Origin of the sequence: Halorhodospira sp. 9621, from assembly GCF_022228055.1 — a bacterium.
GTDB lineage: Bacteria > Pseudomonadota > Gammaproteobacteria > Nitrococcales > Halorhodospiraceae > Halorhodospira > Halorhodospira halophila_A.
On sequence record NZ_JAJNRD010000125.1, the window covers coordinates 1 to 355 of the forward strand.

Below are 355 nucleotides of genomic sequence, written 5' to 3' on the forward strand. Positions count from 1 at the left end.
TAGCGCGTCCGGGTCGAGCCATACGAGCCGAAGGCGCTCGCGGACCTCTGGATCCCGAAGATCCTCTAGGCGGATTCTGTGTTGAGCTGGGCTGGGGTACGGGACGTAGTTGCCGCCGCTACGTGAAAACTCCGAGTAGCACTCGATGACCTGCCCCACATCGACCACCAGGATGAACGGTGGCCGACCCTCCCACGCTGGCAGCGCCCGAACGTAACCCTGGGCTTGCTCAAACGCCCGCTTGAGGGCCTTGTCCCAGCCGGTGGTGTTCTCCCCAGCCCTGATCTTCTTCGATTCCAGCACGAAGCAGCCGCGCCGGTAGAGATCCGCCCTGCGGTTGTGCACGGAGCCATCT

Annotated in this window: 1 protein-coding gene; it reads right to left on the reverse strand. The window is 63.9% G+C overall.

Translation table 11 applies throughout. The features are described from left to right. On the reverse strand, window positions 1-355 hold a 355-nt coding region (locus LRF89_RS13405), incomplete at both ends, for a type IIL restriction-modification enzyme MmeI (RefSeq protein WP_338018533.1).